The sequence below is a fragment of the Pseudomonas sp. UTLPPB19802 genome (assembly GCF_059730225.1).
In genome coordinates, this window is record NZ_AP048545.1 from 1,983,312 (window position 1) to 2,006,568 (window position 23,257).

The 23,257-nt window shown below is 62.2% G+C and carries 20 protein-coding genes; 7 read left to right on the forward strand and 13 right to left on the reverse strand.

Features of this window, described 5'->3' with window-relative positions:
* Window positions 1-86 precede the first annotated feature (86 nt).
* From AC6I6U_RS09020 to AC6I6U_RS09065, 10 genes are all read right to left on the reverse strand, one after another.
* Complete coding sequence (locus AC6I6U_RS09020; protein ID WP_497881614.1) at window positions 87-1,055, reverse strand: peptide ABC transporter ATP-binding protein; 969 nt, start codon at window positions 1,053-1,055, stop codon at window positions 87-89.
* Window positions 1,055-2,023 carry an ABC transporter ATP-binding protein gene (locus tag AC6I6U_RS09025; protein WP_497881615.1) on the reverse strand — a complete coding sequence of 323 codons (969 nt, stop codon included), beginning with the start codon at window positions 2,021-2,023 and terminating at the stop codon, window positions 1,055-1,057. The genes AC6I6U_RS09020 and AC6I6U_RS09025 overlap by 1 nt, the downstream gene beginning before the upstream one ends.
* Window positions 2,024-2,033: 10 nt before the next feature.
* On the reverse strand, window positions 2,034-2,945 hold the full coding sequence (locus tag AC6I6U_RS09030) for an ABC transporter permease subunit (protein ID WP_497881616.1): 912 nt from the start codon (window positions 2,943-2,945) through the stop codon (window positions 2,034-2,036).
* Window positions 2,946-2,955: 10 nt separating this feature from the next.
* The gene (locus AC6I6U_RS09035; RefSeq protein ID WP_497881617.1) at window positions 2,956-3,966 is read right to left on the reverse strand and encodes an ABC transporter permease subunit; all 1,011 of its coding nucleotides are present in this window, start codon (window positions 3,964-3,966) and stop codon (window positions 2,956-2,958) included.
* Between the two features lie 74 nt (window positions 3,967-4,040).
* The gene (locus AC6I6U_RS09040) at window positions 4,041-5,636 is read right to left on the reverse strand and encodes an ABC transporter substrate-binding protein (protein ID WP_497881618.1); all 1,596 of its coding nucleotides are present in this window, start codon (window positions 5,634-5,636) and stop codon (window positions 4,041-4,043) included.
* A gap of 83 nt (window positions 5,637-5,719) precedes the next feature.
* Window positions 5,720-7,099: an OprD family porin gene (locus AC6I6U_RS09045; RefSeq protein ID WP_497881619.1), complete on the reverse strand. Its 1,380-nt coding sequence runs from the start codon at window positions 7,097-7,099 to the stop codon at window positions 5,720-5,722.
* 173 nt (window positions 7,100-7,272) lie between these two features.
* Entirely contained in the window at window positions 7,273-8,871 is a 1,599-nt protein-coding gene (locus tag AC6I6U_RS09050) for an ABC transporter substrate-binding protein (RefSeq protein WP_497881620.1), read from the reverse strand.
* Between the two features lie 299 nt (window positions 8,872-9,170).
* Window positions 9,171-10,796 carry an ABC transporter substrate-binding protein gene (locus AC6I6U_RS09055; protein ID WP_497881621.1) on the reverse strand — a complete coding sequence of 542 codons (1,626 nt, stop codon included), beginning with the start codon at window positions 10,794-10,796 and terminating at the stop codon, window positions 9,171-9,173.
* 258 nt (window positions 10,797-11,054) lie between these two features.
* Window positions 11,055-12,656: an ABC transporter substrate-binding protein gene (locus AC6I6U_RS09060; protein WP_497881622.1), complete on the reverse strand. Its 1,602-nt coding sequence runs from the start codon at window positions 12,654-12,656 to the stop codon at window positions 11,055-11,057.
* Between the two features lie 105 nt (window positions 12,657-12,761).
* The gene (locus AC6I6U_RS09065) at window positions 12,762-13,472 is read right to left on the reverse strand and encodes an SIMPL domain-containing protein (RefSeq protein WP_497881623.1); all 711 of its coding nucleotides are present in this window, start codon (window positions 13,470-13,472) and stop codon (window positions 12,762-12,764) included.
* Between the two features lie 218 nt (window positions 13,473-13,690).
* Here AC6I6U_RS09065 and AC6I6U_RS09070 point away from each other — a divergent pair, with 218 nt between their 5' ends.
* The 4 genes from AC6I6U_RS09070 (at window position 13,691) to AC6I6U_RS09085 (ending at window position 18,159) form a co-directional block, all read left to right on the forward strand.
* Window positions 13,691-14,950 (forward strand): ATP-binding protein, encoded by a 1,260-nt coding sequence (locus AC6I6U_RS09070; protein WP_497881624.1) that lies wholly within the window; start codon window positions 13,691-13,693, stop codon window positions 14,948-14,950.
* Window positions 14,947-15,507 (forward strand): response regulator transcription factor, encoded by a 561-nt coding sequence (locus tag AC6I6U_RS09075; protein WP_010452445.1) that lies wholly within the window; start codon window positions 14,947-14,949, stop codon window positions 15,505-15,507. The genes AC6I6U_RS09070 and AC6I6U_RS09075 overlap by 4 nt, the downstream gene beginning before the upstream one ends.
* 97 nt (window positions 15,508-15,604) lie before the next feature.
* Window positions 15,605-17,338 carry an ABC transporter ATP-binding protein/permease gene (locus tag AC6I6U_RS09080; RefSeq protein ID WP_497881625.1) on the forward strand — a complete coding sequence of 578 codons (1,734 nt, stop codon included), beginning with the start codon at window positions 15,605-15,607 and terminating at the stop codon, window positions 17,336-17,338.
* A gap of 71 nt (window positions 17,339-17,409) precedes the next feature.
* Window positions 17,410-18,159: a FadR/GntR family transcriptional regulator gene (locus AC6I6U_RS09085; protein ID WP_497883007.1), complete on the forward strand. Its 750-nt coding sequence runs from the start codon at window positions 17,410-17,412 to the stop codon at window positions 18,157-18,159.
* An 88-nt stretch (window positions 18,160-18,247) separates the two neighbouring features.
* On the opposite strand, the gene AC6I6U_RS09090 is transcribed toward AC6I6U_RS09085, so the two are convergent.
* Both AC6I6U_RS09090 and AC6I6U_RS09095 read right to left on the reverse strand, forming a co-directional pair.
* Complete coding sequence (locus tag AC6I6U_RS09090) at window positions 18,248-18,448, reverse strand: hypothetical protein (RefSeq protein WP_497881626.1); 201 nt, start codon at window positions 18,446-18,448, stop codon at window positions 18,248-18,250.
* Window positions 18,449-18,462: 14 nt separating this feature from the next.
* On the reverse strand, window positions 18,463-20,112 hold the full coding sequence (locus AC6I6U_RS09095) for a phospholipase (protein WP_497881627.1): 1,650 nt from the start codon (window positions 20,110-20,112) through the stop codon (window positions 18,463-18,465).
* Between the two features lie 225 nt (window positions 20,113-20,337).
* Between AC6I6U_RS09095 and kdgD the strand changes: the two genes are divergently transcribed.
* Window positions 20,338-21,249 carry a 5-dehydro-4-deoxyglucarate dehydratase gene (gene kdgD, locus AC6I6U_RS09100; protein WP_497881628.1) on the forward strand — a complete coding sequence of 304 codons (912 nt, stop codon included), beginning with the start codon at window positions 20,338-20,340 and terminating at the stop codon, window positions 21,247-21,249.
* Window positions 21,250-21,289: 40 nt separating this feature from the next.
* Here kdgD and glsB read toward each other — a convergent pair whose 3' ends face one another.
* Entirely contained in the window at window positions 21,290-22,198 is a 909-nt protein-coding gene (gene glsB / locus AC6I6U_RS09105; RefSeq protein ID WP_497881629.1) for a glutaminase B, read from the reverse strand.
* Between the two features lie 146 nt (window positions 22,199-22,344).
* Between glsB and AC6I6U_RS09110 the strand changes: the two genes are divergently transcribed.
* Together AC6I6U_RS09110 and AC6I6U_RS09115 are read left to right on the forward strand one after the other, a co-directional pair.
* Complete coding sequence (locus AC6I6U_RS09110; RefSeq protein WP_497881630.1) at window positions 22,345-22,839, forward strand: hypothetical protein; 495 nt, start codon at window positions 22,345-22,347, stop codon at window positions 22,837-22,839.
* A 62-nt stretch (window positions 22,840-22,901) separates the two neighbouring features.
* Window positions 22,902-23,189 (forward strand): PA4642 family protein, encoded by a 288-nt coding sequence (locus AC6I6U_RS09115; protein ID WP_497881631.1) that lies wholly within the window; start codon window positions 22,902-22,904, stop codon window positions 23,187-23,189.
* Window positions 23,190-23,257 lie beyond the last annotated feature (68 nt).

The following is a 23,257-nucleotide window of genomic DNA, read 5'->3' on the forward strand; positions in this document are numbered from 1 at the left end:
GCCTGGTCGATGCGCAACCTGGCAGAAGGGGCGGGGCCCATCGATTTCAGCGTTCTCGCGGGTTCAGGAGAGCGCTTTTTTGCGCCTTACAGGAACTGCTCGGCGTAGTGGCAGGCGACCTGGCGAGTATCGACCTGACGCAACTCCGGCAATTCGGTGCCGCAACGCTCGGTCGCATACGGGCAACGCTTGTGGAACGCGCAGCCGCTCGGCGGGTTGAGCGGGTTGGGCAGTTCGCCGGCGATCTTGATTTTCGGCTTCAGCGGGTCCGGGTGGATCGCCGGGGTCGCCGACAGCAGCGCCTGGGTGTAGGGGTGCAGCGGACGCTCGTAGATGTCTTCCTTGGGACCCATTTCCGCCGGGCGCCCGAGGTACATCACCAGCACCTGGTCGGCGACGTGGCGCACCACCGCCAGGTTGTGGGAGATGAACACGTAGGCAGTGTTGAACTCCTGCTGCAGATCCATGAACAGGTTAAGCACCTGGGCCTGGATCGACACGTCGAGGGCCGAGGTCGGTTCGTCCGCCACCAGCACCTTGGGCTGCAGCATCATCGCCCGGGCGAGGGCGATCCGCTGGCGCTGGCCACCGGAAAACATGTGCGGGTAGCGCTGGTAATGCTCGGGGCGCAGGCCCACCTGCTTCATCATCGCCTGGACTTTCTCGCGGCGTTCGGCGGCCGACAGCCTGGTGTTGATCAGCAGCGGCTCGCCGAGCTGGTCGCCGATCTTCTGCCGTGGATTGAGCGAGGCGTACGGGCTCTGGAACACCATCTGCACGTCCTTGCGCAGTTGCTTGCGCTGGGCCTTGTCGGCCCCGGCAACTTCCTGCCCGGCGATTTTCAGCGAGCCGGAGGACGGCTCCTCGATCAGGGTCAGGGCGCGGGCCAGGGTGGACTTGCCACAGCCCGACTCGCCAACCACGGCGAGGGTCTTGCCGGCTTCCAGTTCGAAGGACACGCCGTTGAGCGCGCGCACGGTGGCGTGGCCCTTGAACAGGCCACGGGAGACTTCGTAGTGACGGGTGAGGTCGCGGGCGGTAAGAACGACGGCCATTACGCCACCTCCTGGTTCAGCGGGTAGAAGCAACGGGCGAGGCTATGGGCTTTCGGGTCCAGGCTTGGGCGTTGCTGACGGCAGCTTTCCTGCACGTACGGGCAGCGCGGCGACAGCAGGCAGCCCTGCGGCCGGTCGTAGCGACCGGGCACGATGCCCGGCAGGGTCGACAGGCGCTCGGCGCCGAGGCTGTGTTCCGGAATCGCCTTGAGCAGCGCTTCGCTGTAGGGGTGCGCGGGGATGTCGAACAAGCCAGGAATCTGGCCGACTTCCACGGCTTGGCCGGCGTACATCACGCAGACCCGCTGGGCGGTTTCCGCCACGACCGCGAGGTCGTGGGTGATCAGCACCAGGCCCATGTTCTGTTCCTGCTGCAGGTTGATCAGCAGGTCCATGATCTGCGCCTGGATGGTCACGTCCAGGGCGGTGGTCGGTTCGTCGGCGATCAGCAGCTTCGGCTCGCCAGCGATTGCCATGGCAATCGCCACGCGCTGGCTCATGCCACCGGACAACTGGTGCGGGTAGGCGTCCATGCGGCTCGCGGCGCCCGGAATCTCGACTTTCTCCAGCAGTTCGATGGCCCGCTTGCGCGCCTGCTTGCCAGACATTTTCAGGTGCAGGCGCAGGACTTCCTCGATCTGGAAACCCACGGTGTAGCTGGGGTTCAGCGCGGTCATCGGGTCCTGGAAGACCATCGCCAGGTCCTTGCCGACGATCTGCCGGCGCTGGCGGGCGTTGAGGCTGAGCATGTCTTTGCCGTCGAAGCGCAAGGCGTCGGCGGTGACGATGCCGGGGTGATCGATCAGGCCCATCAGCGCCATCATGGTCACGGATTTACCCGAACCCGACTCGCCGACGATGGCCAGGACTTCGCCCTTGTTCACGCTCAGGTCGAGGCCATCGACCACGGGTACGGCGTTCTTGTCGCCGAAGCGGACATTGAGATTCTTGATTTCTAGCAGTGACATGGGAATCTCCTCAGGCGGCATTCTTGAGTTTCGGGTCCAGCGCGTCGCGCAGGCCGTCGCCCATCAGGTTGATTGCCAGCACGCTGAGCAAAATGGTCAGGCCGGGCAGGCTCACCACCCACCAGGCGCGTTCGATGTAGTCGCGGGCCGAGGCCAGCATGGTGCCCCACTCCGGGGTCGGCGGTTGTACGCCGAGGCCGAGGAAGCCCAGGGCGGCCGCGTCGAGGATGGCCGAGGAGAAACTCAGGGTCGCCTGGACGATCAGCGGTGCCATGCAGTTGGGCAGCACGGTGATGAACATCAGGCGGGGCAGGCCGGCACCGGCCAGGCGGGCGGCGGTCACGTAGTCGCGGTTCAGTTCACCCATCACCGCGGCACGGGTCAGGCGCACGTAGGACGGCAGCGAGACGATGGCGATGGCGATCACGGTGTTGATCAGGCCTGGGCCGAGGATGGCGACGATCGCCACGGCCAGCAGCAGCGACGGCAGGGCGAGCATGATGTCCATCAGGCGCATGATGGTCGGGCCGAGGATGCGCGGGAAGAAGCCGGCCAGCAGGCCCATCAGGATACCGGGGATCAGCGACATCACCACCGAGGACAGGCCGATCAGCAGCGACAGGCGCGAGCCCTGGATCAGCCGCGACAGCAGGTCGCGACCCAGTTCGTCGGTACCCAGCAGGAACTGGGTCTGGCCGCCTTCGAGCCAGGACGGCGGGGTCAGCAGGAAGTCACGGAACTGTTCGCTCGGATCGTGTGGCGAAACCCAGGGGGCGAAGATCGCGCAGAAGACCACCAGCAGCATGAACAGCAGGCCGGCAACGGCGCCCTTGTTCTTGGCGAAGGCCTGCCAGAATTCCTTGTAGGGCGATGGGTACAGCAGGCTCTGGTCGACTGCTGCTGAGGAGATTGGAGTACTCATGAATAGGCTCTCAGCGCTGGTGACGGATACGTGGGTTGGCAAAGCCGTAGAGGATGTCCACCACGAAGTTGACCAGGATCACGATGCAGGCAATCAACAGGATGCCGTTCTGCACCACCGGATAGTCCCGGGCGCCGATGGCTTCGATCAGCCATTTGCCGATGCCGGGCCAGGAGAAAATGGTTTCGGTCAGGACCGCACCGGCCAGCAGTGTGCCGACCTGCAGGCCCATCACGGTCAGTACCGGGATCAGTGCGTTGCGCAGGCCGTGGACGAACACCACGCGGGCTGGCGACATGCCCTTGGCGCGGGCGGTACGGATGTAGTCTTCGCGCAGGACTTCGAGCATCGACGAGCGGGTCATCCGGGCGATCACCGCCAGCGGGATGGTACCGAGCACGATGGACGGCAGGATCATGTGGTGCAGGGCGTCCCAGAACGCATCCGGTTCGTCGCTGAGCAGGGTGTCGATCAACATGAAGCCGGTCTTCGGCTCGATGTCGTACAGCAGGTCGATGCGCCCGGACACCGGGGTCCAGCCCAGGGCGACCGAGAAGAACATGATCAGGATCAGGCCCCACCAGAAAATCGGCATGGAGTAGCCCGCGAGGGAGATGCCCATGACCCCGTGGTCGAACAGTGAGCCTCGCTTGAGCGCGGCGATCACCCCGGCCAGCAGGCCGAAGACGCCGGCGAACAGCAGGGCGGACATGGACAGTTCCAGGGTCGCCGGGAACAGCGCGGTGAATTCGGTCCAGACACCGGTGCGGGTGCGCAGGGATTCACCGAGATCGCCATGGGCAAGCTTGCCCACGTAGTCGATGTATTGTTCATAGAGCGGCTTGTTCAGGCCAAGGCGTTCCATCGCCTGGGCGTGCATCTGCGGGTCGACCCGACGCTCGCCCATCATGACTTCCACGGGGTCGCCAGGGATCATGCGAATCAGCGCGAAGGTCAGCAGCGTGATGCCGAAAAACGTGGGGATCAACAACCCCAGTCGGCGGGCAATAAAACTAAACATCTTGTTGTGTACCTCATCAGCCGGTTAGGCGTGCCGGTCGCGGCCCCTGGTAGGGCCGCTTCCTGCGTATTTTTCTACTTCACCTGGGTCGTGGCGAAGTTATTGGTGGACAGCGGGTTAATGTGATAACCCTCTACGTTCTTGCGCATGGCGGTAAACATCTTGGGATGTGCCTGATCGACCCAGAGGACTTGGTCGTGCAGGATTTCCAGGGCTTTTTCGTAGAGTGCAGCGCGCTCGGCCGGTTCCGTCTTGGCACGGGCCTGGTCGATCAGCGCCTGGAGTTGCGGGTTGCACGAACGGCTGTAGTTTTCGCCGTTTTTGGCGGCTTCGCAACTCATCAGCGGGCTGAGGAAGTTGTCCGGGTCGCCGTTGTCGCCGCTCCAGCCGGCAGACACCATGTCATGCTCGCCCTTTTTCGCGCGCTTGAGCATTTCGGCCCATTCCATCACGCGGATGTCGACCTTGATGCCGACCTTGGCCAGGTCCGACTGGATCAGTTGCGCGCCCAGTTGCGGGTTCGGGTTGGTCGGGCCGCCGCCGTTGCGGGTGTACAGGGTGAAGACCGTGCCTTCGGGAACACCGGCTTCCTTGAGCAGGGCGCGGGCCTTTTCCAGGTCCTGTGGCGGGTTCTTCAGCTTGTCGTTGTAGCCCAGCAGGGTCGGCGGGTAGGGGTTGACCGCAGCGATCGCGTTACCCTTGCCGTAGAGCGTGTCGACGTAGGTCTGCTTGTCCAGGGCCAGCTCGATGGCCCGGCGTACCCGCACATCGCTCAGGTACTTGTGTTCGGTGTTGATGGCGGTGTAGCCGGTGGCCATCGCCGCCATGCTGACCACTTGCAGGTTCGGGTCGGCCTGGATGCTCGGCACGTCATCCGGCTTCGGATACAGCGCCACCTGGCACTCGTTGGCGCGCAGTTTCTGCAGGCGGGTGTTGTTGTCCGGGGTGATGGCGAACACCAGCACTTCGGCCGGTGGCTTGCCGCGGAAATAGTCCGGGTTGGCCTTGTAGCGTACCTGGGCGTCCTTGGCGTAGCGCTGGAAAATGAAGGGGCCGGTGCCGATCGGCTTGGCGTTCAGTTCGTCCAGCTTGCCGGCCTTGAGCAACTGGCCGGCGTATTCGGCCGAGTGGATCGAGGTGAAGGCCATGCCCAGGTCAAGCAGGAACGGTGCCTCGGGACGCGACAGGGTGAAACGTACGGTCATGTCGTCGACTTTCTCGACGCTCTTGAGCAGGTTCTGGAAGTCCATGCTCTCGAAGTACGGGTAGCCCACCGGGGACTGCTTGTGCCACGGATGATTCGGGTCCAGCTGGCGCTGGAAGCTCCAGAGCACATCGTCGGCATTGAGTTCGCGGGTCGGCTTGAAGTAATCGGTGGTGTGGAACTTGACGCCCTTGCGCAGATGGAAGGTGTACTGCAGGCCGTCGGGGCTGATCTCCCAGCTTTCGGCCAGGGCCGGCTGGATCTCGGCGGTGCCCGGCTTGAAGTCCACCAGGCGGTTGAACAGGGTCTCGGCCGCCGCGTCGGAAGTGACGGCGGTGGTGTACAGCACCGGATCGAAACCTTCCGGACTGGCTTCGGTGCAGACCACCAAGGGTTTTGCCGAAACGCCGATGGCTGCGGTCAGCAAGCAGGCTGCGACGGCCGCTCGCAGGGGAAGCATTTTCATATGAACCCTCCGTAATCAATTGAGCCAGATTAGTCGTTAGGGCCGATTCGTCGAGTCGGCCCTAACGTCGTCAGTTACTGCAATCAGAGAATCTTGAATGGGATGGTGGTGACCAGGCGGAACTCGTTGAGGTTGCCGTCGGCCTGGTTTTCCGACGCGCGGTGAGTGGTGTAGGTGGCACGGATGGCGGTGGCTTTCAGCGGGCCGCTTTGTACGGCGTAGGAGGCGCCGATGCCGTATTCGTAGTGATGCTCGCCGTTCATGTTGCGCACATCGTAGGCGGTGCCGGTGTAGTGGGTACCGTCGATGCCCCAGCCACGAGCCTGGTAGATGTTGAACTTCAGGCCTGGCACGCCGTATTCGGCCATATTGAGACCGTAGGCGATCTGCAGGGACTTCTCGTTCGGGCCGTTGAAGTCCGACAGCAGGGAGTTGGCCAGGTAGATGCCGTTGGTTTCGTGCAGGTAATCGAAGTACTCGTTACCGTTCACCGCCTGGTAGGAGACGGTCAGGCTGTGGGCCTGGTGGGTCAGGCCGAACGACAGCGAGTAGGTGTCGTTGTCGATCTCACCCATCTTCTTTTTGCCGGTGTCGACGGTCTTGTAGTAGTTCAGGCCAGTGGTCAGGGCCAGGATCGAGCTGTCACCCAGGTCGTGGGTGGCGCCGAAGTAGTACTGGTTCCAGAAGTCTTCGACGTGAGCGCCGTAGAGACTGGTCTTCAGGCTCTTGAACGGTTGGTAGTTGATGCCGGCGGTGTTCACGTGGTCGGTTTCGGCACCGTTGTTGGTGTACTCGGAGCGGAATTTCGACAGGCTCTGCTCGGTCCGTGGCGATACGCGGTCGAAGGTGGCGACGTCGAAGGACAGGTTGTTCAGCTCTTCGCTGTGCAGGCTCACGCCTTCGAAGCTGGAAGGCAGGGCACGGTTGCCGATGGTGTCGACGATCGGGGTGCTGAAATTCTGGCGGCCGGCGGTCAGAGTGGTGTTCGACACGCGGAACTTGACGTTGGCCAGGCCCAGTTTGCTCCACTGGCCGACGGCGTCACCGTCGCTGTGGGTCAGGGTACGGTTGGAGCCGCCGGCCATGTCCTTGCGGTCACGGTCCAGGGCGATGGCGTTGTAGGCCGCGACTTCGGTGCTGACGCCCACGGTGCCCTGGGTGAAGCCCGAGGTGTAGTTGAGGATGGTGCCCTGGACCCAGTTGATACGACGTGGAGTTGGGGTCGGGGTGTCGCCGCCCTTCTTGTAGGAGAAACGATCGTCACGGCGTTTCAATTCGTTGGCGTACCAGTTACGGGTAGTGCCACCCAGGCTCTGGCCATCGATGAAACCCTTGGCTTCACTCTGGGCATTGCTGGTGTTGATGCCGGTCGGAATGAATTCCTGGCTCTGGGATTCCGCATGGGCCATCAGGCTGGCACTACTGATTGCTAAGGCTAATAACGCTTTCTGAGAGAGTTTCAAGGTAAAGCTCCTTTCTTTCTTTTTTTGATACCGGCTTTTTTTGGGTGGGCCGGTTATTGGTGGTGAACTCTTTTATTTTTTTTCGCAAACGTTTGCTTGGCAGTGGTTCGCCGAATTTCGGCTGCAAGATTGCGTGGGGGCGAAATTCGCCCCCAGCGCGTGGGTTACGGTTTTTATTGTTCGATACTGACGCCCGAGAACGCGTTGCGACCAAAGGGGCTGACCTTGAAGTCCCGGACCTTGGTGCTTAACGGCTGGTTGACGGTCGAGTGGGCGATCGGGGTGATAGGCACCTGTTGCTTGAGCAACTGCTGGGCCTGTTTGTAGAGCACGGTGCGCTGGTCGCGATCAGTGACGATCTTGGCCTGCTTGATCAGCTTGTCGTATTGCGGGTCGCACCACATGGAGTAGTTGTTGCCGCCAATCGCGTCACAGCTGTAGAGGGTGCCGAGCCAGTTGTCCGGGTCGCCATTGTCGCCGGTCCAGCCGATCAGGCTGATATCGTGCTCGCCATTCTTGGTGCGCTTGATGTACTCGCCCCATTCGTAGCTGACGATCTTCACCTTGAGGCCGATTTTCGCCCAGTCGGCCTGGAGCATTTCGGCCATCAGCTTGGCGTTGGGGTTGTACGGGCGCTGGACGGGCATGGCCCACAGGGTGATCTCGGTACCTTCCTTGACACCGGCGGCCTTGAGCAACTCCCTGGCCTTTTCCGGGTTATAGGCGGTGTCCTTGATGCTGTCGTCATAGGACCACTGGGTCGGTGGCATGGCGTTGACCGCCAATTGACCCGCGCCCTGGTAGACGGCGTTGAGGATACTCGGCTTGTTCACCGCCATGTCCAGCGCCTGGCGCACTTCGAGCTGGTCGAATGGCTTGTGGCGGGTGTTGTAGGCGATGTAGCCGAGGTTGAAACCGGGTTTCTCGATCACCTGCAGCTTGGGATCGCTCTTTAGGCCCGCGACATCGGCCGGACGTGGGTGCAGCGTCACCTGGCATTCGTTGCGCTTGAGCTTTTGCACGCGCACCGAGGCGTCGGTGTTGATCGAGAAGATCAACTGGTCAAGCTTGACCTGGCTCGGGTCCCAATATTGCTTGTTGGCGGCGTAGCGGATCTGCGTATCTTTCTGGTACCGCTGGAACACGTACGGCCCGGTGCCGATGGGCTGCTGGTTGATGTCGCTCGGAGTGCCGGCCTTGAGCAGCTGCTCGGCATACTCGGCGGAGAGGATCGAGGCGAAGTTCATGGCGATGTTCTGGATGAACGCGGCGTCGACGCTGTTGAGGGTCATGACCACGGTCAACGGCCCGGTCTTTTCGACCTTGGCGATATTCTTGTTCAGGCTCATCCCGGTGAAGTAGGGGAACTCGGTGGGGTAGGCCTTGCGGAACGGGTGTTCGGGATCGAGCATGCGGTTGAAGGTGAACAGCACGTCGTCGGCATCGAAGTCACGATGCGGGGTGAAATACTTGGTGGTGTGGAACTTCACGCCTTCACGCAGGTGGAAGGTGTATACCAGGCCATCCGGCGAAATATCCCAGCTCTTGGCCAGCGCCGGTGCGACAGTCGTCTCGCCCCGTACGAACTCCACCAGCCGGTTGTAGATCGGCTCGGCGGCATCATTGTCGGTAGCGGCGGTGTACTGCGCAGTGTCGAACCCGGCGGGGCTGCCCTCGGAGCAGAACACCAGGCTGCCAGCCGCCTGGGCGCAGGAGGCGCCGGCCAGCAGGGCAGTGCCGATAAAAGCGGATAAAGCGAAGGTATGGCGCATGACGGTCCCAATCCATTTTTTTTGTCGTCGGTGAGCAATTGCCATGTCGTGCTACATGGAAACATCACCAACCCAGTCAGTCGAATGCAGCAGTGCCGCTCGTCAGCATTTGTCAGTGATGTCCCGACGTTATGGCGCCAAGTCACTGCGGTAAATGCGTAGAGCCTGAGAGAGTTGTAGGAAATAACTGCGCTTCTGACTCATCCTTCCTAGGTCGGACACTCAGCGAGAGGGCAATTCCTGCAATTCTGGCGGGTAGCGCGCAGGTGACGTATGACGCCCGTCACCTGCGCGTGACCTTACTTGCTGACGCTGACGCCGTAGAACGAGTTCAAGCCGAACGGGCTGATCTTGAAGTCTTTCACGGTAGCGCTCATGGGTTGATACACCGTCGAGTGCGCGATAGGTGTATACGGGACGTCATCCTTGAGGATGTGCTGGGCCTGCTTGTACAGCTCGGTGCGCTTGGCCTGGTCGGAGGTCGACTTGGCCTCTTTCATCAGACCGTCGTACTTCGGTGTGCAGTACTTCGAGAAGTTGTTGCCGTTGATGGCATCACAGCCGAACAGCACGTTCAGCCAGTTGTCCGGGTCACCGTTGTCACCGCTCCAGCCGATGATCATGGCTTGTTGCTCGCCAGCCTTGGCACGCTTGAGGTACTCGCCCCACTCGTAGCTGACGATCTTCACGTTCAAGCCGATGTTCTTCCAGTCGGACTGGAGCATTTCGGCCATCAGCTTGGCGTTCGGGTTGTACGGACGCTGGACCGGCATGGCCCACAGCTTGATCTCGGTACCTTCCTTGATGCCCGCTTCCTTGAGCAGCTGCTTGGCTTTCTCAGGGTCGTACTTGGCATCCTTGATGGTGGTGTCGTAGGACCATTGGGTCGGCGGCATGGCGTTGACGGCCAGCTGGCCGGCGCCCTGGTACACCGATTCGATGATCTGCGGCTTGTTCACGGCCATGTCCAGCGCCTGGCGAACACGCAGGTCGGCCAGTGGGTTGGCGGCGGTTTCACCCTTGAGTACCGGCATCACGTTATAGGCGATGTAGCCCAGGTTGAAACCGGCCTGGCTTGGCATCTGCAGTTTCGGGTCGGCCTTGAGCGGCGCGAGGTCGGCCGGGCGCGGATAGACGCTGACCTGGCACTCGTTCTTCTTGAGCTTCTGCATCCGCACCGAGGCGTCGGTGGTGATGGCGAAGATCAGGTTGTCGATCTTGACGTCTTCAGGCTTCCAGTAGTCCTTGTTCCCGGTGTAGCGGATGTTGGAGTCTTTCTGGTAGCTCTTGAACACGAACGGGCCGGTGCCGATCGGTTTCTGGTTGATGTCGCTGGCCTTGCCTTCCTTGAGCAGCTTGTCGGCATACTCGGCGGACTGGATCGAGGCGAAGCTCATGGCCAGGTTCTGGATGAAGGCGGCGTCGACGGTCTTGAGGGTGAACTTGACGGTATGGTCGTCGAGTTTTTCCACCTTGGCGATGTTGGTGTCCATCCCCATGTCGGTGAAGTACGGGAATTCGGTCGGGTACGCCTTGCGGAACGGCATGTCCTTGTCGAGCATGCGGTTGAAGGTGAACAGCACGTCGTCGGCGTTGAAGTTGCGCGTCGGCTTGAAGTAGTCGGTGGTGTGGAACTTGACCCCTTCACGCAGGTGGAAGGTGTAGGTCAGGCCATCGGGCGAAATGTCCCAACTGGTCGCCAGGCCAGGAATCACGGCGGTGCCGCCACGTTCAAACTGGCTCAGACGGTTGAAGACGGTTTCGGCAGAGGCATCGAAGTCGGTTCCGGCGGTGTATTGGCCTGGATCGAAACCGGCCGGGCTCCCTTCGGAGCAGTACACCAGGTTGGTCGCTGCGAGGGCGAACGGTGCGCTGGCCAGGAGGCCTGCGCCAACTAAAAACGGAATGACTGCTTTTTTAAGCATTGGTGGCCTCATGATTTGTTGTCATTTTTGGTTGTGAGGACGACCTCGTGAGTCGACCTGCGGATACTTATGCAGGCCCTGTACCCATTGCAAGATGCAGAGAGGCCGCAAGTCTCAAAGTGTGGCACGAACGTACACGAATGTCGCATTTGTATAAATATTGACGCATTTGACCGTTTGCATCGGGTTTTTCCGGTGCAAACGGTGCACTGCGAGCGGGCAACCGGGGCTTCTGGCGCACCCGGTTGGGGCGGGGTGTTACTTATCCAGACTCACGCCGTAGAAGGGTGTCAGGCCGAATGGGCTGATCTTGAAGTCGTGCACTTCCTTGCGCAGCGGCTGGAACACCGTCGAGTTGGCGATCGGCGTGATCGGTACCTGTTGCTTGAGGATTTCCTGCGCCTGCTGGTAGAGCTTCACCCGCTCGTCGCGGTTGCTGGAGAGCTTGGCCTTCTGCACCAGTTTGTCGTAGTCCGGGTTGCACCACTTGGCGTAGTTGCTGCCCTTGACTGCGGCGCAGCTGTACAGCACGCCGAGCCAGTTGTCCGGGTCACCGTTGTCGCCGGTCCAGCCATAGATCATCACGTCATGCTCGCCATTCTTGGCGCGCTTGATGTACTCGCCCCATTCGTAGCTGACGATGTTGGCCTTGATCCCGACCTTGGCCCAATCCTGCTGGATCATCTGCGCCGACATCCGTGCGTTCGGGTTGGACGCCCGCTGTACGGTCATCGCCCAAAGGTCGATGCTGGTGCCGGGCGCGACACCGGCTTCCTTCAACAGTGCCTTGGCCTTGGTCGGGTCGTAGGGCGCGTCCTTGATGTTCGGGTCGAACGACCATTGCGCCGGCGGCAGGGCGTTCTGCGCCAGTTGCCCGGCACCCTGGTACACCGCCTTGATGATCGCCGGCTTGTCGATGGCCATGTCCAGCGCCTGGCGGACCTTGAGCTGGTCCAGCGGCTTGTGGGTCACGTTGTAGGCCAGGAAGCCGAGGTTGAAACCGGCCTGCTGCAGCACCTGCAGGTTCGGGTCCTGTTTCATCACCTCGATATCGGCCGGACGCGGGTAGCCGCTCACCTGGCATTCACCGGCCTTGAGCTTCTGCAGGCGGGCGGCGGCGTCCGGGGTGATGGCGAAGACCAGGTTGTCGAGCTTGACGTCCTCGGGCTTCCAGTAGGCCTTGTTGGCGGCGTAGCGAATCTGCGCATCCTTCTGGTAGCGCTTGAACACGAACGGCCCGGTGCCCACCGGTTTCTGGTTGAGTTCCTCGGCCTTGCCTTCCTTGAGCAGCTTGGCGGCGTACTCGGCGGACTGGATCGAGGCGAAACTCATCGCCAGGTTCTGCACGAAGGCCGCATCGACATTGTTCAGGTTGAAGCGCACGGTCTTGTCGTCGAGTTTCTCGACGCTCTTGATCGTGGTGTCCAGGCCCATGTCGGTGAAGTACGGCGACTCGGAGGGGTAGGCCTTGCGGAACGGCATGTCCTTGTCGAGCAGGCGATTGAAGGTGAACAGCACGTCGTCGGCGTTGAAGTCGCGGCTCGGGGTGAAGTAGTCGGTTGTGTGGAACTTCACGCCTGGGCGCAGGTGGAAGGTGTAGGCCAGGCCATCCGGGGAGACTTCCCAGCTCGTCGCCAGGCCGGGTTCGACTTCGGTGCCGCCGCGCTTGAACTGGGTCAGGCGGTTGAACACGGTTTCTGCCGATGCATCGAAATCGGTGCCGCTGGTGTACTGGCTGGGGTCGAAGCCGGCCGGGCTGGCTTCCGAGCAGTAGACCAGGGTGCTGGCGGCCTGGGCCAGCGGTGCACAGGCCAGCAGGCCGGCGGCAAGGAGCAGCGGTTTGAATACGGTTCTTTCCATGGAGTCCCCTGGGAATGCTTTCAACGGGCGAAAAAAAACGGCGGTCACCGAGGTTACCGCCGTTCCAGGCCGCTTAGAAAGCACTTGTGAGGGCTTTCAACCGGCTTATTGCAGGACTTCGATCACACCGTCGGCGCTCATCTTCACTTCGCTGGTGCCGGCCTCGACTTCTGGTGCCGGCGCCGAATCCATGGCCGCCGCCTTCATCATCATCGGCGCACGGGCGTAGGGCTGTGGATAACCGCCGCTGTTGAGGTTCAGGTTGACGATCTTGTAGCTCTTGCCGCCGAGGGCCTCGGTGGCGATCTGGGCGCGGGCCTTGAAGGCGCTGACCGCATCCTTGACCAGGGCGTCTTCGCTGGTCTTGCGCGCCGTGTTGGAGATGGAGAAGTTCATGCTGTCCATCTTCAGGGTCTGCATCAGGTCGCCGGTCAATTTGGACAGGGCGGCGAAGTCCGCGCTTTCCAGGCGCAGTTCGGCGCGCTCCTGCCAGCCGGTGATCTTCTGGGACTTGCTGTCGTAGATCGGGTAGCTGTTGCGCGAGCCCTGGCGCAGGGTCACTTCCTTGACTTCCCGGGCCTGGCCGAGGGCCTTGTTCATGGTGGTGGTGATCTGTGCGGCAAGCTTGGCCGGGTCGGCGTTCTGCGCCTCGGTGTACAAGGTGACGATCATCAGGTCGCGCGCCACTTCCTGGCTGGCTTCGGCACGCAGGGAGACCTGGTTGTAATGAAGCTCATCGGCAGCCAGCGCCGGCAGGCTGGCCAGGGTGGCGGTGCTGAGGGCGATCAGGGTGGCGCTGCGAGTGAACCGTTGCATAGAGACTCCTTGAGATACGGGACGCGATGATCGCCGGGCGATGTCGCGTGAATCCATCAGACTCTAGCTTTTATATCCGGGTTCACCCAATTACAACTTCTATACATATGCAAGGAGCTGTTGCGGGAGATGTGGCCGTTTGCCGCACTTTTGCCTGCCAGGCGCCCGGCTTCGGTATACTCGTGGAGGTCCGCCTGGAGCGCTCATCAGGAGAGCTCATGCTCGCCCCCTTTCAATTGCTGTCCGCGACTCGCCAGAACCTTTGGCGCCTGACGTTCATCCGTATCCTGGTGCTGGCTGCACAGGCCGGTTCGGTAGGCATAGCCTACGGCTTCGAACTGCTGCCGTTGCCCTGGCTGCAACTGTGGACCACGCTGGTCTGCTCTGCGGTGCTGTGTGCCTTCACCGTCGTGCGCCTGCGCACCACCTGGCCGGTCACCGAACTCGAATACGCCGTGCAACTGGCCTGCGACCTGTTTATCCATAGCGCGCTGCTGTACTTCTCCGGCGGTTCGACCAACCCCTTCGTTTCCTATTACCTGGTGCCGCTGACCATTGCCGCGGTGACCTTGCCCTGGCGTTTCTCGCTGGTGCTCTCCGGTGTTGCGCTGGTGCTGTACACCTTGCTGCTGGTGCAGTTCTATCCGCTGGAAACCTTCCCGATCTCGCGGGAGAAACTGCAGATCTACGGCATGTGGCTGAGCTTCGCCCTGGCCGCCGCGGTGATCACCTTCTTTGCCGCGAAGATGGCCGAGGAGTTGCGTCGCCAGGAAGAGTTGCGCGCCCTGCGCCGCGAGGAAGGCCTGCGCGACCAGCAATTGCTCGCCGTGGCCACCCAGGCAGCCGGTGCTGCCCACGAACTGGGCACTCCGCTGGCAACCATGAGCGTGCTGCTCAAGGAGATGCGCCAGGACCATCCGGACCCGCTGCTGCAGGATGACCTGAGCGTGCTCCAGGACCAGGTCAAGCTGTGCAAGGAAACCCTGCAGCAACTGGTGCGCGCCGCCGAGGCCAATCGCCGGCTGGCGGTGGAGATGCAGGACGTCACCGTCTGGCTCGACGAGGCGCTGAACCGCTGGCACCTGATGCGCCCGGAGGCCAGTTACCGCTTCCAGCGCCTGGGCCAGGGCGAGGTGCCGCGCCTGGCGCCACCACCTGACCTGACCCAGGCCCTGCTCAACCTGTTGAACAACGCCGCCGACGCCTGCCCCGAGGGCCTGGAAGTGCGACTCGACTGGGACGAGGAGAACCTCACCATCAGTATTCGCGACCACGGCGCCGGTGTGCCGCTGGCCATCGCCGAGCAGATCGGCAAGCCGTTCTTTACCACCAAGGGCAAGGGCTTCGGCCTTGGCCTGTTCTTGAGCAAGGCCAGCGTGACACGCGCCGGCGGCTCGGTGAAACTCTACAGTCATGAGGAAGGCGGCACGCTCACCGAGCTGCGCCTGCCCCGTGTTGCCCGAGGAGACGAAGCATGAGTGACGAGATCCAGGTCGAAGGCGAGGAACTGCCGCACCTGTTGCTGGTGGATGACGACGCCACCTTTACCCGCGTGATGGCACGCGCCATGAGCCGTCGCGGCTTCCGCGTCAGCATCGCCGGTTCCGCCGAAGAGGGGCTGATCCTGGCCCAGCAGGACCTGCCGGACTACGCCGCGTTGGACCTGAAGATGGATGGCGATTCCGGCCTGGTACTGCTGCCCAAGCTGCTGGAGCTGGACCCCGAGATGCGCGTGCTGATCCTGACCGGCTATTCCAGCATCGCCACCGCAGTGGAAGCGATCAAGCGCGGCGCCTGCAACTACCTGTGCAAGCCGGCGGACGCCGATGACGTGCTGGCGGCGCTGCTCTCCGAGCACGCCGACCTCGACACCCTGGTGCCGGAAAACCCGATGTCGGTGGATCGCCTGCAGTGGGAGCACATCCAGCGCGTGCTGACCGAGCACGAAGGCAACATCTCCGCCACGGCCCGTGCCCTGGGCATGCACCGACGGACCCTGCAGCGCAAACTGCAAAAACGGCCGGTGCGCCGCTGAACCGGCGCTGAACGAACCCTGCTCGGGCAGCGCGTTGGTGTGTCCGAATCATCTATGATCGGTTGGTGATTTTTCCTACGCTAACCGAGCATGAAGTATGACTGAGAAGAACGCCGAGTATTCCGCGGTCAATGATGCCGTGCAGGGACGGTTTTTCCGCCAGGTCTGGCAAATGACAGTGCCGTACTGGCGCAGTGAAGAGAAGGGCAAGGCCTGGCTGTTACTGCTGGCGGTGATCGTCCTGTCTCTGTTCAGCGTGGCGATCTCGGTCTGGATCAACAGCTGGTACAAGGATTTCTACGATGCCTTGCAGCAGAAGGACGAGGGCGCTTTCTGGCACCTGATCCTGTACTTCTGCGGGATTGCCGCCGTGGCGATTTTCGGCGCGGTCTATCGGTTGTACCTGACCCAGATGCTGACGATCCGTTGGCGTAACTGGCTCACCGAGCAGCACTTCAAGCGCTGGCTCGGCCACAAGAATTACTACCAGCTGGAGCAGGGCGGCTACACCGACAACCCCGACCAGCGGATTTCCGAGGACCTCAACAGCTTTACCTCCACCACCCTGAGCCTGGGGCTGGGGTTGATCCGTACCGTGGTCAGCCTGGTGTCGTTCTCGATCATCCTGTGGGGCGTTTCCGGCAGCATCGAAGTCTTCGGCATCACCATTCCCGGCTACATGTTCTGGTGCGCGTTGCTGTATGCGGCCGTCGGCAGTTGGCTGACGCACCTGATCGGCTATCGCCTGATCGGCCTGAACAACCAGCAGCAACGCTTCGAGGCCGACCTGCGGTTCTCCATGATCCGGGTGCGCGAGAACGCCGAAAGCATTGCGCTGTTCAACGGCGAACCGAACGAGAACGGCCGCCTGAGCGCTCGTTTCAGCAAGGTCTGGCACAACTTCTGGGACATCATGCGGGTCTCCAAGCGCCTGACGTTCTTCACCGCCGGCTATGGCCAGATCGCCACGATCTTTCCGTTCATCGTGGCCGCCCCGCGTTATTTCGCCGGCAAGATCCAACTGGGCGAACTCATGCAGATCAACTCGGCGTTCGGCAACGTGCAGGAGAACTTCAGTTGGTTCATCACCGCCTACTCGGACCTGGCCGCCTGGCGCGCCACCTGTGACCGTCTGCTGAGTTTTCGCCAGGCCATGAGCGACAACGAGGAGCAGGTCCGGACCATCGACGTGCGCAGCGAAGGCGAGGTGCTCAGTGTGCAGGATCTCGACCTGGAACTGGGCGGCGAACGCCAGTTGCTGGCGGGCGCGAACATGGTGGTCACCGGCGGTGAACGGGTGATGCTCAGCGGCCGCTCCGGCAGTGGCAAGAGTACGCTGTTCCGGGCCATGGGCAACCTCTGGACCGATGGCCATGGCACCATCCGCCTGCCGGCCACGCGCGCTCTGTTCCTGCCGCAGAAGCCCTACCTGCCGATCGGCAGCCTGCGGGAGGCGATGAGTTATCCACAAGCAGGTGACGCCCATGCGCAAGAGCGTTATGTTCATGCGCTGGAGACCTGCCGCCTGCACCATCTGGTGTCGCGCCTGGACGAAAGCAATCACTGGCAGCGTATGCTGTCGCCGGGTGAGCAGCAGCGCCTGGCGTTTGCCCGGGCCTTGCTCTATGCCCCGCAATGGCTGTTCATGGACGAGGCGACCTCGGCCATGGATGAAGAAGACGAAGCGACGCTCTACCAGGCATTGATCGACCAGATCCCCGGCCTGGGTATCGTCAGCGTTGGCCACCGCAGCAGCCTGAAGAAGTTCCATCCGCGGCATTTGCGTATCGAACAGGGACATCTGGTCACTCAGGAGCCGGTTGGCGCGTAGCCAGACGGTGATCGTACAACCACGTTGAGCTATGATGGGGCTCAGCCGTTCAGCCGAGATAAATGTTCGATATGGAAAACCAGAGCGCCGCGCTCCGCGCACCTCGTAAGCGCCGCAGTCTTGCCCAGGAGTTGGTCACGGTCCTGACCGAGCAGATCCGTGACGGTCAACTCAAGCGCGGCGACAAGCTGCCTACCGAGTCAGCGATCATGGACGCCCACGGCGTCAGCCGGACGGTGGTGCGCGAGGCGATTTCCCGCCTGCAGGCGGCCGGGCAGGTGGAAACCCGCCACGGCATCGGCACCTTCGTGCTCGACACGCCGAGCCCGAGTGGTTTCCGTATCGACCCGGCGACGGTGGTGACCCTGCGTGACGTGCTGGCGATCCTCGAATTGCGCATCAGCCTGGAAGTGGAATCGGCCGGCCTGGCGGCGCAACGGCGTTCGCCGGAGCAACTGGCGGCCATGCGTGCGGCGCTGGATGCGTTGAGTGACAGCGTGGCGCATGCCAGCGACGCGGTGGCCTCGGACTTCCAGTTCCACCTGCAGATCGCGCTGTCCACCGGCAACCGCTATTTCACCGACATCATGACCCACCTGGGCGCCAGCATCATTCCGCGTACCCGGCTGAACTCCGCGCGCCTGGCCCATGACGACCAGCAGCACTACATGACTCGACTGGGGCGCGAGCACGAGGAAATCTACGAAGCCATCGCCCGCCAGGATTCCGATGCGGCACGAGCGGCGATGCGCCTGCACCTGACCAACAGCCGCGAGCGGTTGCGCCAGGCCCATGAAGAGGCCGAGGCGCAGAAGGGCTAGGTCTGGATCGTCATTCGCGAGCAAGCCGCAGCCTGTAGCGGCAGGTGGTGCGGCATTCCGACTTGCCCGCCAATAGCGACAACTCGATTCAATCGACCGCTTGCGCCTCCAGGATCGAGCGATCCACGCGTACCGCCCAGCGCGTGGCTTTCGCCGACACGTCAAACAGCACTTTCCCGGTTTCATCCGCCTTCGCCTTGGCGACTGCCACGCCATCGGCCAGCAGTTCCAGCGGCATATCCTTGAGTGACTGGCCGGAAGCCAGTTCGAGTCTTGCGGTAAAGGTCATCGCTGATCTCCCTTTCATTGATGGGTGTCGATAAAGGTTGTCGCCTGGTTGTCCAGCGTGCCGATCAGTTCGGGCGAGCCGCCACGGAACTGCCGGAACAGGTTGCGCCCGCTCGCCCCGGCGGCGGCATTGGCCGGCACGTTCAGGGTCGGCTGGAAGCGATCGGTCAGTTCGGCATAGGCCGTCCAGGGGCCGATGTAGGACTCGTCCAACCCCTTGCTGTAGCTGAAGGCGTAGCGCACGGCGTTGCCTGGTAGCCAGTTGGGTTCGCTGGCGGTGCGGCTCTGCCAGCCATCGGCCTGGATCGTCGGGGCCGCGTCGGGCGGATTGAGGTAGCCGGTGGGCTTGTTCGGTTTGTAGTCCTTGAGCAGCAGATAGGTGCTCCAGCCCCACCAGCTGTCACTCTGGTTGCGGTCATTGAGGTCGTTGACGTCCTTGCGGCGCATCACGGTCTTGCCCTTGAGGGCGAACAGCGGGGCGAAGTTCAGGCGGTCCTGGCTGTCTTCGACCTTCGCCAAGTCAGGCACCGAACCCAGGGCGGCATAGTTTTCCACAGGCACCACGGTGCCGCTGAGGTAGGCCGCGAACACTTCGTCCGCCGACTGCTGTACCGCCTGTTTGACTTGTCGCCGATTGCTGTCGTCGAGGGTGTCGAAGTAGCGCTTGTCGCCGTAGCAGTTCCAGCGCTCGCCGCGGGCGTTGCTGACCTTCAAGCCGTATTGGCTGTCTTCGTCGTGCATGAAACGCGAAATCAGCGAGCCGACATCGCTGGGCGTGACCGTGTCGGCCAGTTGTTTGCGGGGGACGCGCAGGTGACCGGCGGAAAACAGGTCGGTGAGGAAGTGGTCGGCGAAGGCGTTCAGCGCGTAGGCCAGTTCCAGGTCCTGGTCACGGCCACTCTGGTGGGCCACCACTGCCTGTTGCAAGGCCACGGCATGTCCGGCCTGGTAGGCGAGCAGGGCCCATGAACCGAAGTGGTCCCAGTTGCTGGCAGCCAATTTCAGGTAGCGCCCGAGAGGGAAGAGCGGGGAGGCAAAACTGCCGCCGCCGGTGATCTTGTTCCACTCGCCCGACAGGGTATCGCCCAATTCGTCATAAGCCTCGTGCGCTGGTCGGCCATCGCGGATCGCCTGGCTCGTGGCGTTGATCTCGGTTTTCATCACTTGCAGGATTTTCTGCGCCTCTTCCCGGGACGTGGGCAGCACCGCCAGCGAGTCGAATGCCGCGCGAAAGCGTGTCTGGCGCTCCTGCGGGCTGTTGCCGCCGGCGATCGGCCGATCCGGGATGCCGTAGAAGTCGCCGCCCAGGGCAATCACCTGGCCATAGGTCAAGGCCAGGCCGTTGGCCAGGTGCAGTTCCACCTGCCAGGCGGGAATGGCCGGAGCATCCTCGGCGAAGCGCAGCAGTGTGGCGTCGCCGATGGCGGTGTGTTCGCCGCCTTCGAAGCGGACCTGGGGCGATCCCTTGAGTTTGGCTGCAGGTTCAGTCGGCAGTTGCTCGGGGCGGTGATGCCGGAGGGCGTGATGCCCTTCGGCGAGCAGTACCACGGTACTGCCGTTGCCGGGGAGGGGAATGCCCTGTTCGGTGAACAGGCTGTCCAGTTCGGCAATCAGTTTGCCGTCGTGCAGCAGGTTTCGTTGCTGCGTGCGTTCAATGGCTGACATTTCTAGCTCCTTGATATGTCATCGTTTTGTTTAATTTAACTGTATGTATATACAGTTAAATGTGAGCATAGATGGAATATTTCCTACGTCAAGGGCGGAAAAGTCTGCGGAGTGATCCTGATCAATTGCTGTTGACCTTTGCAATTTAAGTTGTACGATAACGTACGACTTGAGCGACGGCGCTCATCGTTTTCACCACAACGTGCTTTCCAGGGTGTTCGAATAATGAATCCACAAGAACTGAAGTCCATCCTCTCTTCCGGACTGCTGTCTTTCCCGGTTACCGATTTCAATGCCCAGGGCGACTTCCATCGCGCTGGCTACATCAAGCGCCTGGAGTGGCTGGCACCCTATGGCGCGACGGCGCTGTTCGCCGCCGGCGGTACCGGTGAATTCTTCTCCCTGGCCGCCAGCGAATATTCGGAAGTGGTGAAAACCGCTGTCGACACCTGCTCGGGCAGTGTCCCGATTCTCGCCGGTGTCGGTGGCTCGACCCGCCAGGCCATCGAATACGCGCAGGAAGCCGAGCGCCTGGGCGCCAAGGGCCTGCTGCTGCTGCCGCACTACCTGACCGAAGCCAGCCAGGATGGCGTGGCCGCTCACGTTGAAGCGGTGTGCAAGTCGGTGAAGATCGGCGTGGTGGTGTACAACCGCAACGTCTGCCGCCTGAACGCCGACCTGCTGGAACAGCTGGCCGAGCGTTGCCCGAACCTGATCGGCTACAAGGACGGCCTGGGGGACATCGAGCTGATGGTGTCGATCCGCCGCCGCCTGGGCGATCGCTTCACCTACCTGGGTGGCCTGCCGACCGCCGAAGTCTACGCGGCGGCCTACAAGGCCCTGGGCGTTCCGGTCTACTCGTCGGCGGTGTTCAACTTCATCCCGAAAACCGCGATGGATTTCTACCACGCGATTGCCCGCGACGATCACGCCACCGTCGCCACGATCATCGATGATTTCTTCCTGCCGTACCTGGACATCCGCAACCGCAAGGCCGGCTATGCCGTGAGCATCGTCAAGGCGGGCGCGAAGATCGCCGGCTACGACGCAGGCCCGGTGCGTACTCCGCTGACCGACCTGACCGCGCAGGAATACGAGGCACTGGCCGAGTTGATGAGCAAGCAGGGCGCCCAGTAATACGCGATGAACAAGGCCGTGCATCGCGCACGGCCTTGAGTCAGAACACCGACCAGCCGATGCGCTGGCTCAGCAGTTCCAATGCCGCCATGCCTACCAGCGAGTTGCCGGCGGTGTTGAGTTCCGGTGACCACACGCAGACGGTGAACCGCCCTGGTACCACCGCGACAATCCCACCCCCCACGCCGCTCTTGCCTGGCAAGCCGACCCGGTAGGCGAAGTTGCCGGCCTCGTCGTACAACCCGCTGGTGGCCATGATCGAGTTGACCTGTTGAGTCTGGCGTGGCGTCAGGACCTGCTCGCCGCTGTGCTTGCAGAAACCGTCGTTGGCCAGGAAGCAGAACGCCCGGGCCAGGTCGATGCAGTTCATGCGCAGTGCGCAGTGGCTGAAGTAGCTGCGCAGTACCGACTCGACATCGTTGTGGAAGTTGCCGAACGACTGCATCAGGTAGGCCATCGCCGCGTTGCGCGCGCGGTGCTGGTATTCCGAGTCGGCGACCTTGCCGTCGACCATCACCTGCATGTTCCCCGACAGGCGCCGGACGAAATCGCGCATCGACAGGGTCGGCGCGGCGAAGCGCGACTGGTTGATGTCGCAGATCACCAGGGCGCCGGCGTTGATGAACGGGTTGCGTGGCCGACCGCGTTCGAATTCCAGCTGCACCAGCGAGTTGAACGGCTGGCCAGAGGGCTCGTGGCCCAGGCGCTCCCAGATCGCCTCGCCGGAATGGTTGATCGCCTGGACCAGGCTGAACACCTTGGAAATACTCTGGATCGAGAAGGGCGTCTGCGCATCGCCGGCGTAGTACAGCTCGCCGTCGTTGCTGTACACGGCAACACCCAGTTGATTGCCCGGCACGTCGGCCAGCGCCGGGATGTAATTGGCCACCTTGCCCTGGCCGATCAGGGGACGCACTTCATCGAGAATTTCGTTCAACAGCGCTTGCATGCTCGGGCTCGCAGTCACTTCCCGCAGGGTTGCGGGGCTACAAGCTGCTAGACGTCGGGCGCGGGCTTTGGAGCACAGTTTTTGTTTCGCGCTGGCGGCGCGATGCTCTGTGCTAGAGTGCCCTGCCAAGCGCCCTGGAGCCTGCCATGCCCCTTTCGATCCGTCATGCTGCGACGCTGTTGATGTTCGCCGGACTGCCCCTGACCGTCGACGCCGCACCGAGCGCGCCGGCGCATGCGCAATACCTGCCACCGGACGACTTGTCCCTGCGTAGCGCGGAGCCCGAGCAGCAGCAACTACTGCAAGTCACCGAGTATTCGGTGGTGATCGGCAGCCAGCGCCAGTCCAACCAGCAGCCGATCCCGGTCACCTCGCCCTTGCTGGTGCGCCTCAAGGGCAAGCCGCTGAGCAAGGGCGCTACGGTCAGCCAGGTACTGGTCAGCTTCGACGGCGAGAGCAAGAGCCTGAAGAAGCCGACATTCGACGAGGCGAGCAAGACCCTCAACCTGTATTACCCGCTGACCCAGTACCGGGTGGTCATGGACCTGCTGCGCAATGACACGGTGTACTGCCAGTTCCTGACCTATGCCAACGGCCACATCTGGGCCGACCTGCATACCGGATCAGTTCGTACTCGTTGAGAGCGGAGCAGATGCGAGGGTAAACTGCCCGCCCCGTGTAATATCTGTGGCTGGAGCCGGTAATGCGCAAAGACAAGAAACAGGTGATTGGTGACGAGATCGGCGATGCGCAGATCAAGTTGTTCCTCGACTTCGAACCGGCCGATGCAACTTCGCCGTCCCTGCACAAGTTGATCAAGGCCTATCGTGGCCTGCGCATCGACGACTTCGAGCGTTTCCTGGTGTTCTTCAAGGAAGCCGGCTACGACTTCGACGGCAAGGACGAGCATGGCCAGGATTTCGTGACCTTGATCCAGGACCAGCGCAATGCGCCGGACTACATCGAGCTGATCAATAACGCTCGCGGCTGAGTTTTCCACAGCCGAATAAAAACGCCCCGGACCTCAACAGGCCGGGGCGTTTTTCATGGCGCGAAAAC